The sequence below is a fragment of the Oribacterium sinus genome (genome assembly GCF_014202695.1).
In the GTDB taxonomy this organism is placed as follows: domain Bacteria; phylum Bacillota; class Clostridia; order Lachnospirales; family Lachnospiraceae; genus Oribacterium; species Oribacterium sinus.
In genome coordinates, this window is record NZ_JACHHH010000013.1 from 88,937 (window position 1) to 99,312 (window position 10,376).

The 10,376-nt window shown below is 45.7% G+C and carries 7 protein-coding genes; 5 read left to right on the forward strand and 2 right to left on the reverse strand.

Annotated elements, in window-relative coordinates:
* Nucleotides 1–19 precede the first annotated feature (19 nt).
* The 5 genes from HNQ46_RS11085 (at nt 20) to HNQ46_RS11105 (ending at nt 7,928) form a co-directional block, all read left to right on the forward strand.
* On the forward strand, nt 20–1,027 hold the full coding sequence (locus HNQ46_RS11085; protein WP_183684737.1) for an aldo/keto reductase: 1,008 nt from the start codon (nt 20–22) through the stop codon (nt 1,025–1,027).
* A 193-nt stretch (nt 1,028–1,220) separates the two neighbouring features.
* Nucleotides 1,221–2,777, forward strand: coding sequence for a cardiolipin synthase (gene cls, locus HNQ46_RS11090; protein ID WP_183684738.1), 1,557 nt, complete (start codon nt 1,221–1,223; stop codon nt 2,775–2,777).
* Nucleotides 2,778–2,971: 194 nt separating this feature from the next.
* Complete coding sequence (locus HNQ46_RS11095; RefSeq protein WP_183684739.1) at nt 2,972–4,702, forward strand: zinc ribbon domain-containing protein; 1,731 nt, start codon at nt 2,972–2,974, stop codon at nt 4,700–4,702.
* Entirely contained in the window at nt 4,699–5,352 is a 654-nt protein-coding gene (locus HNQ46_RS11100) for an ABC transporter ATP-binding protein (protein WP_243155927.1), read from the forward strand. Before HNQ46_RS11095 ends, HNQ46_RS11100 begins: the two co-directional genes overlap by 4 nt.
* Before the next feature lie 53 nt (nt 5,353–5,405).
* A complete protein-coding gene (locus tag HNQ46_RS11105; RefSeq protein ID WP_183684740.1) occupies nt 5,406–7,928 on the forward strand; it encodes an ABC transporter permease in 2,523 nt (840 codons plus the stop codon).
* A 911-nt stretch (nt 7,929–8,839) separates the two neighbouring features.
* On the opposite strand, the gene HNQ46_RS11110 is transcribed toward HNQ46_RS11105, so the two are convergent.
* Together HNQ46_RS11110 and HNQ46_RS11115 are read right to left on the reverse strand one after the other, a co-directional pair.
* Nucleotides 8,840–9,625 carry a type III pantothenate kinase gene (locus HNQ46_RS11110; RefSeq protein ID WP_183684741.1) on the reverse strand — a complete coding sequence of 262 codons (786 nt, stop codon included), beginning with the start codon at nt 9,623–9,625 and terminating at the stop codon, nt 8,840–8,842.
* A gap of 9 nt (nt 9,626–9,634) precedes the next feature.
* Complete coding sequence (locus HNQ46_RS11115; protein WP_183684742.1) at nt 9,635–10,240, reverse strand: ECF transporter S component; 606 nt, start codon at nt 10,238–10,240, stop codon at nt 9,635–9,637.
* Between the last annotated feature and the right edge of the window lie 136 nt (nt 10,241–10,376).

Below are 10,376 nucleotides of genomic sequence, written 5' to 3' on the forward strand. Positions count from 1 at the left end.
TTGCCTCGGGAGGTATAAGATGGATATTAGAAAAGCTTATGTAGCCAATAAAAATCGTTATGATAGCATGGAATATCGAAAGGCGGGGGAATCCGGTTTGTATCTTCCGGCGATTTCTCTGGGGCTATGGCATAACTTCGGAGAACGGAATTCTCAGGAGCAGATGCAGGATATTCTTAGGGAGGCCTTCGACTTAGGCATTACCCATTTTGATTTGGCCAACAATTACGGTCCCCCCTATGGAGAGGCGGAGCGAAATTTCGGTATTCTGTACCAAAGAGATTTTCGCCCTTATCGGGAAGAGCTTCTGATTAGCACTAAGGCAGGCTATGATATGTGGGAGGGTCCCTATGGAAACGGCGGTTCCAGAAAGTATTTGCTCACAAGCTGTGATGCTTCCTTAAAGCGTATGCAGCTGGATTACGTGGATATTTTCTATCACCATCGTATGGATCCGGATACCCCTTTGATGGAGACTATGTTGGCCATGCTTCAGATTGTGCAGTCCGGTAAGGCAATTTATGCGGGAATCTCCAACTATGACGGAGAAAGCATGAAGAAGGCTGTGGAGATTGCGAAGGAAATACGGCTTCCCTTGGTAATTAACCAAAACCGTTATTCCATCTTGGATAGAAAGGTGGAGGAAAATGGCTTAAAGACTGCCGCTAAAGAAGAAGGCATGGGGCTTATTTGTTTCAGTCCCTTAGCTCAGGGGCTCCTTTCCAACCGCTATGTGGAGGGAATTCCCGAGGATTCCCGGATGATGAAGGACGGAAGATATTTACATAGAGAGGACTTTACCGAGGAAAAACGGCAGATGCTTGCAAAGCTTTTAAAGATTGCCGAGGAAAGGGGACAGAGCCTTTCCGAAATGGCTTTATCCTGGGTGCTGCGGGATAAGTCCACCACCTCCGTTTTGGTGGGAGTCAGCAAGAAGGAACAGCTTTGGGAAAATGTGAAGGCGCTGGAAAACACCTGCTTTACCGCGGAAGAGGAAGAGGCTATTCGAATTGCCACTGCCCTGTAATCAGAGAAAATTAGAAGAAAAAGGGCACGAAAAACGAAAAAATTGTGCAGTTCGAAGAAGAAAAGAGAGAAAGCTGGACTTTCCTCTTTTTTTTTATTAGAATTTAAAATTCAGGAGAAGAAACGAAGGAACGGCGAAAAACTCAGGGTTGTTTTGAAATAGTATTGATTTTCTGGAAATAAGGAGAATAAAAATGCCCAAACGGGGAAAGGTCCTTCACAAAGAGGACAGAAAAAATAGTGTCGGTCGCCTGCTTTTCGTAATACTGGCAGTGATTTTACAAATTACATGGTTTTGGTTCTTTCTGTACTATTTGACGGAAAGTTACCTTTGGGCGTCCATTTTTGCCAGAGTCGTTTCTATTGTCATGGTTTTGGGGGTATTTGCCAAGCGAACCAATGCCTCTATTAAGATGACCTGGATTTTTATGATTATGGCTTTTCCGATTTTGGGAATGCTCTTGTATTTTTCGGTATACGGCTCAGGCTTTACAAAAACCATGCGGAAGAGAATCGAAGCGGCGGATGCCATGCTCTTCCCTTATCTGGATCAGTCTCATTTGATTTCGGATCAGCTGAAAAAAGAAAATAAATCCGTGGGAAATCAGTTTGCTTATCTGGAGCGAGGCGGAAAGTTTCCGGTGTATCGCAACACGGAGCTTGTATTTTATAAGGAAGCTTCTCTGGGCTTGGAGGCACAGCTGGAAGCCCTGTCCCAGGCGAGGAAGTTTATTTTCATGGAATATCATGCCATAGAGGATCGACAGTCCTTTGGAGAAATCAAGGAAATTCTTCGCAAAAAGGCGGAGGAAGGGGTTGAGGTTCGCCTTTTCTATGATGATGTGGGTTCCATCGGCTTCATTGATCCGAAGTTTGTGCAGGAACTGGAAGAGTGGGGCATTCAGTGTCGTATCTTTAACCCCATTGTCCCCATGGTGAATCTTTTCATGAATAACCGAGACCACAGAAAGATTACCGTTGTGGACGGTCAGATAGGCTTTACCGGAGGCTATAATCTGGCGGATGAGTATTTTAATATTCATTCTCCCTACGGCTATTGGAAGGATACAGGTATTCGACTTCGGGGAGAGGCGGTAGGTACTTTAACCCTGCTTTTCCTGGAAATGTGGCATGCCATGGATGATAGTCCGGTGCGGGGACTTTACAATTATTTGCCGAGACATTGGGATCGTTATACCGGACAGGGCTATTGCGCGCCCTATGCCTATGCGCCAACAGACGGATTTCCCTTGGGAGAGGACGTCTATCTGAATATGATTCAGTCCGCCACGGAAAGCATTTACATTACCACGCCTTATCTGATTATTACCGATGAGATGAGCAGAGCTTTATGTCTTGCGGCAAAGCGAGGGGTGGATGTGCGGATTGTCCTTCCGGGAATTCCGGACAAGACCTTTGTTTATGCTGTTAGCCGTTCTTACTATCCCCGACTTCTTCGGGCAGGAGTCAGAATTTATGAATATACACCGGGCTTTATGCATTCCAAGCAGGTGTTGGTAGACCATGTTATGGCGGCGGTGGGAACCTTTAATCTGGATTATCGTTCCTTCTACCATCATTTTGAAAATGGAGTTCTGCTGTATGAAAGTCCCTGTATCTTTGATATTGCGGACGATTTCCATGAGCTTTTCCGTACTTCTACGGAAGTCAGCCCGGATAAGGGGCATAATCGAAGCCTTTTCACCAGAATGAAACAGGGCGCTTTGAGACTGATTGCACCCTTACTATGATTTGACTGTGCCCTTGCTTTTTTGAACTTTATCTTTTGCGTTCTTCTTTTCGAGGTTTTGGTTTCCGAAGCTTTAGGATGCAAACTTTCAGACTACCCCCTTAAAAATTTAATATATTTTAAAAGATTTATTTCTATGAATATGTTAAAATAAGCCTGTTCAATCGACAATTGAAGACAAAGGGAGGAAACAGAATGAAAAATTGTCCGAATTGTGGACAGGAAGTCCAAGACGAGGAGAAGTTTTGTGAGCACTGCGGAGAAAAGCTGGAAGGCGCAGAAACTGTAAGCGCTGAGGCAGGTGCTACCGGTGCTGAAACAAGCACTGCAGCAGAAAGCAGTGAGCTTGGAGCGAATGCTGATCATGCAGTAAGTGCTGCGACAGCTGCAACAGCTACAGAAGCTGCTCCTACAGAGCCCCGGGCAAGCTATACCTATGCACAGACTTTAGAGGAGGCTCCTGCGGGAAAGAAGGGCATGAAGCTTTTAATCCCTGTTGTTGCCGTAATTATTCTTCTTTGCGCAGGCTTTTTTGCCTTTGGAAAGAAGTTATTTTCCGGTGGCGTGGCTTTAAGCGCAGAGCAGAAGTTCCTTCATTATCAGGAGAAGTATCTCCAGGATAAGATGGATGCCATGGTGGCCTTAGGCTTTATTAACGAGGATTTAAAGCAGTCTTCCGATATGACCCTTACCGGAGAAATCGAAGGCAGTGACGAAATGAATAAGTATCTGAAGGATTCTCAGATTCAGTTAAAGTATGACATGGATGCGGAGAAGAATTCCTTTATCGTGAATTTAAGTGCCAAGATTATGGGTACAGATTTACTGGAAGGCTTTGCGGATTATCGTGACGGAAAGATCGGCTTTGCGATTCCTGTAGCGGATGAGCACTACTATCGGGGAGATTTAAAGACCATTATGAAGAATCTCACCGAGCAGGATATTGTGGCTCCGGATTTAAAGAAGTCTGCAGAGAACAGAAAGCGTCTGGCAGAGATTTCCAAGAAGTACGGAGATCTCCTTGTTGGCAGCATGAATAAGGATAACTTAACGGTAGAAAAGAAGGAATTCACCTTAGAGAATCTGAAGGAGAAGTATACCGGAGAGGTTTACGTATTTAAGCCCACAGAGGAAGATTTAAAGAATTTCTATGAGAAGCTGGCAGATACGGTAGAAAAGGACAGTGATTTAGAGTCTCTTTTAGAGGATGTTTATGCGACCAGCACCTGGGACAGCGCTTTAGGCATGGGAGATGCAAAAACGCCGAAGGATCAGCTTAGTGAGCTGGCAAAGGAGATTCGTGATAATGCTGCGGATACCGCTAAGGAGATGGCGGACAATGAATTCCAGTGGCAGATTGCGGTTGTTGACGGAGATTTAAGACAGGTTCTGCTTTCTACAAAGGACGATTCCTTCTCTCTGGAGATTGCCAAGAAGGGCAAAGAGGTTACCGAGCAGATTAATGTTGTAAGCTCCAGCTCCGAGAATATGTACTTAAAGAACAGCTATAGCGTAAAGGATAAGATGCTGGAGGGAAGCATTTCCGGCGGTAACGGTGTTCTGGATGTTAAGGCTTTGGAATATAAGATTGATACCACCAAGCATTCCGCTTTAATGCCTTACGGAACCTATATTGTAGAGGATCCTACAGGAATGGGAGCAAAGCTTACCCTTACAGTTTCTGACGGAGAGAAGGGCAGCAGCGATCATGAGATTGTAGTAGAGGGCTTACAGAACTACTATATGCCCTTTAGCAGTGCGAAGATTAATCTGAACACCACCAAGACCGGTACAGCTACACTTCCGAAGGAAGAGGAAGTGGATATTTCCAACTACAGCCAGGAGGATTTCGATAAGTTGAGCGAGACTATTGGAAATGGCTTAGCGAAGGTAGCAACTACTTTACAGGGAGAACTTGCAGGATGATGAAGGAGAGCCTTTGTGAGATAAACAACTTAGGCCTTAGGTATCATAGAGGAGAGAGCGCCATATTACAGGGGCTCTCTCTTTCCCTATTCAAAGGAGAAATCGTAGGGATTCGCGGAGAAAACGGTGCCGGAAAAAGCAGCCTTTTAAAGGCAATTGCCGGTCTGCTTCCCTATCAGGAGGGAGAAATCCGGATGCCTAAGGAGGTTCGAAAGGGCCTTTCCTATCTGCCCCAGGACCTGTCCCTCTATGACAGTCTGACGGCTTTGGAAAATTTGATTTTTTACGGAAAAATTCAGGGAATACCGGGGAGGCTTTTAAAAACCAGAGGGAACTGGCTTCTGGAGGAGTTGGGACTTTCTCAAAAAAGCCGGGAAAAGCTGTCCGCCCTGTCCGGGGGAATGAAGCGCCGGGTGCATTTGGCATCGGCTCTCATGCTTCGTCCAAGCATTTTGCTTTTGGATGAGCCCACTGTGGGCTGTGATGAGGAATCCTACTACAGGATTCGAGACCTGCTTTTAAAAATGAAGAAGCAAGGCACAGGGATGCTGCTCATCAGCCACGGAAGAGGGGAGCTGGAGGATCTGGCGGATAGAATTTTAACTCTGGAACAGGGAAAACTAAGGGAGAAGTGTATATCATCGGATTGAAGTCATCCCAAGACTAAGGGGTGAAGATAGAAAAGGACTAAGGGGAGAAGAGAATGAAGGGATTTTTTGCGGCCATTTGGAAGGACGGAAGGTTATTTCTCCGAAAAGGAGGACTGTTTATTTTGCTCTTTCCCCTGCTCCTGTTTCCCCTTTTTGCCTTTTTCTTTCAAGGACAAAGCGGTCAAATGCAGGCCTTTCCGGTGATGGTGATTGATGAAGATCAAACCATTATGTCCAAAACCCTGATTCGGGAAATGGAGAAGGTGGAGCTGTTTTCTACCGTTATCAAGGAAGAGGGAGAAATCGGACAGGAAGGTAGGGAAAAGGCCTTCCAAGAGGGAGTAGTAGGCATTTTACGAATCCCCAAGGATTTCTTTTATACCGCCTATCGCTTTGAGGGGGAGCCGGTAGACTTAAGCTTAAATGCCAATCGGCCTACGGAAAGTCTCCTGTTCCAAAGCATTTTCACCTCCATTATGGAAATTATGGAGAAGGAACAGGAAATCAGTAAAGGGGTTTTTCATGCCCTATATGGAGAAAGTCTTTCCAAACAAGAGGAAGAAAGCCTCTATGAGCATGCTTCGGAAAGATTGCTTACGGCTGTTTTAAAGCGACAGCTTGTATTTGACGAGGAGGGGCAGAGTAGCCAAGTGGAGAAGGCACTTTCCCTTCGCATCTTTTCCTTTATTTTTTTCTTCCTATTGGCCTTTTGTGCTCTGTCTTCCGTTTTCTCAGTGCCGGAAGAGGAAAAGAAGGGGATTCCCCAGCGATTTGCCCTGCTGGGAGGAAGAGGCTTTTTCCTTTCTAAGCTCTTATTTTTATTTCTTTCTGCACTGCCCCTTTTGCTTCTCTGTTTATTTGCACTGCAAAAGTCCTTAGACCTTTCCCTAGAACAACTGATACCGATTGCTTTCATTCTTTGTGTTGAGCTCTTGAGCTTCTTCTTTTTCTTTTATCAATTGTTCCGAATTATGGGAGAGGAAAGCACAGCAAAATTACTATCCTTTTCCCTACTCTTTTTGGGAATTCTCTATACCGGAAAGCTGTTCGGAGAGAGTAATGCACCGGAGCTTGTGAAGCGTCTTTCTCCTATTACCGTGAATCGAATGGTCTTGGAGGGAGTCCGGAGAGGACTTTCCTTCTCTACTTTACTGTCTACTGCCCTTCCCCTGCTTTTATGGGATGCCTTGGCCCTTGCCTTAGGAATACTTTCAGGAATATATTTTAAGCTTAAAACATTTTTTAAGCAAAAAGCATTTTCCCGAAAGCTCCGGAGAGAATCCAAGAGACAAGATGGACAACACGGTCAAGATGGTCAATACGGACAAGATAGACCGGATGAACAATATGGACAATATAGGCCGAGCGGACAAGATAGACAAGACGAACAATACGGACAGGATAGACAAGACGGACAATACAGACAATATAGACCCGACGGACAGGACAAATCATACGAAAAGTCTGCCCTGTCTTTTCCCTGCTCTTTACTTTCCCTTCGCTTTTCCCTCCTCTTAGGTGGCGGCAGGGGCTTCCTTTTGCTTGTTCTTTTCCTTCTTTCTCTTTTTGCCTATTCCCGGGTTGGGGGAAAGGAAAAGCTTTCGCTTATGCTGATACGGGAAGATCAGGGAGCCTGGAGTGAAGAATTAATTCAGGAGCTGCAGCAGGAAAAGGGGCTTCAAGTGGAAGTCGTGGAAAATCGGGAAGCGGAAAAGGCTCTTTTGGAGGGCAGTGTAGAGGGGGTACTTTGGATTAAAGAGGGATTTACCGGAGATACGGAGGGAAGAGGAAGCCTACATTACGAAAGCAGTGCGGATTCTTTGGCTGAAATGGGGATTCGGGAAATTGTAGCCGCTCTCAGCAGTACCCTTCGTATGGAGAAGGGCGCTCTTGCCTATGGGGAAAGTCTTTTAGGAAGAAGCCTTAACGAAACGGAAAAAGAAGCTATAGAAGAGTCCATTGTAAAGAGTAAGAGAACAGAACCCCTGTATCAGATTCAAGAGCTGAAGGGAGAAAAGGGCAGAAGCCTGTTCCAGCCCAAGAGGGAAGCCGTATTAGGCTTTGTCTTGTACTTCTTCCTTTTTTCCTTAGGAACGGCATTGGGAAGAGAAGAAGAAAAAAGGGTCTTCCAAAGAAGCAGAACCTATCCCGCCGGAAGAATACGATACCATCTCAGCGGCATCCTGCTCTTCGGCCTTTTAAGCTTGGGATTTTTCCTTGTGCTGGAAGGCAAAACTATTTTGGGAATAGAAAAAGAAGGAGGTCTCCGCCTTGCAGTACTCTACAAGAATTTGCTCCTTCCGCTACTTTGTACCCTGGGATTTTCCTTCTTCCTTTACAGCTTTGCCAGAAGACTATCCTACTCCGTATTTGGAGCGGAAATGGCAGGGGGACTGTCCTTAAGCCTTGGCCTTCTATTCAGCTTCCTGGGCGGAAGCTTTGTAGACTTTTCCTCCTTAAGCAATATCCCAAGCTTTATTCCCTACCTCTCCCCCATAGGCATCTATCAAATGGGAATAGAAGGACAGCCCCTCCCGATAGGAATGCTTGTAATATTAGGTATCTTACTCTTATAAAAGGGTCGGTACAAAATCAAAAAATTCTCTAAGTAACATAGGTCTGAATTCGGGTTGCGCTCTCGCTAAGCCCGCCCTTTGTAGTGAAGGACTGTACTCTTTGTAACGATGCGCTCTGATGCAGTATGGGTCTGTAATCGGGGCACGCTCCCGCTAACCTCGCCTTCGTAATAGTACTAACTTCAAGCTTCGCTTTAGCTCGCTTTCAGTAAGTACTGACGGGCTCAGATTGCCCCTCTTACAGACCCATACTGCATCAATCGCTTTAATTATTGAATTTTACAGTCTTTCACTCCACCGGCTTTCGGTAAGCTTCGATGGGCTCAGCTTGCCCCTCTTACAGACCCATACTGCATCAATCGCTTCAATTATTGAATTTTACAGTCCTTCACTTCACCGGTCTTTCGCAAGTATCAAGCTCAGACCACCCCGCATTCAGACCTATATTGATGAAAATTGCTTTACTTTTCACAGCCCCATCCATCCGATCTGAAGCGTAATAAGTCTGAAACATGGGTAATCCGCGTCATAACAGCCTGAAGCAGAATAGAGCTGAAACAGAGGGAGTTTGAGTCATAACAGCCTGAAGTGGAATAGGTCTGAATAGGGGTAGTCTGAGTCAAACAGCCCGAAGAAGGATAGGCCTGAAACAGCGGAAGTTCGAGTCATAACAGCCTGAACAGGATAGGTCTGAAATAGGGGAAGTCTGAGCCCGTCGGTACTTGCGAAAAACAAGAGAAACGCAGTTTTTCGCTTAGTATCCGCTACGTGGCGAGGCTAGCGAGAGCGTGCCCCCCTTCAGACCTATCCTGCTTCAGGCGCATACTCCAATTTCTTTTTAGACCTATCCTTCTTCAGGCGTAACCCTAATTCCGATTCAGACCTATCCTGCATCAGGCGTATACACCATTTTACTTCGATTCAGAGCTATCCTGCTCCAGCTGCCAAATCTTCCACAGCCCCTTCAGCAGCAGGTTGTCATCTACGATCATCTTATGTTTGCAATAAGGGCAAATCAGGTGGGCTAGGCCTCCTGTGGCAATTACGCTACCTTCCTCCTGCAGTTCTTCCTGAAAATGTTCCACGATACCGTCTAAGGAGCCGGCGGTGCCGTAAATAATGCCTGCCCGCATAGCATCTACCGTGTCGGTGGAAATCAAGGTCTTGGCAGGTGCCACATCGATACTGGGAAGCAAAGAGGTTTCTTTGGCCAGGGCATTCATGGAGATGCCCACTCCGGGAAGAATTACGCCACCCATAAAGACCCCCTCTTTATTCACTACTGTAATGGTGGTGGCGGTACCCATATCGATAATAATGGCAGGGAGAGGATAGTTATTTTTAGCTCCCACAGCGGAGATAATCAAATCCGGAGCCACACCGCTGGGATCCGCCATGGCAAAGCTCATATTCATGGGACTACTGCTGTTGACCACCACACATTTTCCCTTACAGAGAAGCTCCATAGCCTTCTGATAAGAGGTGGTGAGTTCCGGTACAACAGAGGAAAGGATAGAACCCTCCAAGCCTTGCAGATCAATCTCTAAAAGCTGACAGATTTGGGCAATATCTGCGGCATATTCATAGCTGGTTTTTCTCCGGCTACTCTCCATACGGAAAATCTTCTGAATTTCTCCCTCTTTCGTAATGGTTCCAAAAACAGTATGGGTATTCCCGCAATCGATGGCTAAAATCATGTTTTCTCCTTAAACGGCAAGCTCTTGCTTTACAAAGCGAAGGTTTCGTAAGATACGGGCTAAAATGGGAACAAGCACCAGATTCACCAAGAATTCCGCGGTAAAATTGATTCCCAGAATACTGAAAAGAAGGAAATCTACTATTTTATCTTGCCCATTGGCCCAAAGCACCAAGGTATCTTGGAAGAATAGGAGAAGTCCCAAAATGAAAATGCCGGTGTTCACCACAGGAGCAATTCCTGCGGCTAAAAATAGGGACAGCGTGGCATTCTTTTTGGCAAGGCTTCTTGCCACCAGACCGGACAGGTAGCCCGCTGCGGTGCTTTTAATCATACAAAGAGCCAAGGTGATGACGGGCTTTTGGGAGAAGAGCATAAAGCCTCCCGCGTCATTTCCGGAAATCACGGAAATGCAAACCAAAAAGCCGAAGAGTCCCCCCAGAAAGGCGGCACTTAGCGGTCCGTAAAGCACAGCCCCCAAAATAATGGGAACCAAAGTTAAGGTTATGTTAAAGGGGCCCAGTTTCAGACTTCCCAGCAATAGCTGTAGGGCCAAAACCAAAGCGGCAAGAATAGCCGTTCCAACAAGGTTTCGCACAAAATTTTGATTTTTCATGAAAGCTCCTTTCCATTAATAAAAACCGGGGAAATTATGGCATGAATAGCGAAAAATTTCAAGAAAATTAAAAGTCTCTGGGGCAATGTATTGCAATACAAGCATGGATTTTGTAAAATAAGAAAGAACTTTGTTA

Bases quoted from the DNA above. Each gene is read 5' to 3' on its own strand.
- HNQ46_RS11085 (WP_183684737.1), top strand. From the start codon at position 20: ATGGATATTAGAAAAGCTTATGTAGCCAATAAAAATCGTTATGATAGC.
- cls (WP_183684738.1), top strand. From the start codon at position 1,221: ATGCCCAAACGGGGAAAGGTCCTTCACAAAGAGGACAGAAAAAATAGT.
- HNQ46_RS11095 (WP_183684739.1), top strand. From the start codon at position 2,972: ATGAAAAATTGTCCGAATTGTGGACAGGAAGTCCAAGACGAGGAGAAG.
- HNQ46_RS11100 (WP_243155927.1), top strand. From the start codon at position 4,699: ATGATGAAGGAGAGCCTTTGTGAGATAAACAACTTAGGCCTTAGGTAT.
- HNQ46_RS11105 (WP_183684740.1), top strand. From the start codon at position 5,406: ATGAAGGGATTTTTTGCGGCCATTTGGAAGGACGGAAGGTTATTTCTC.
- HNQ46_RS11110 (WP_183684741.1), bottom strand. From the start codon at position 9,625: ATGATTTTAGCCATCGATTGCGGGAATACCCATACTGTTTTTGGAACC.
- HNQ46_RS11115 (WP_183684742.1), bottom strand. From the start codon at position 10,240: ATGAAAAATCAAAATTTTGTGCGAAACCTTGTTGGAACGGCTATTCTT.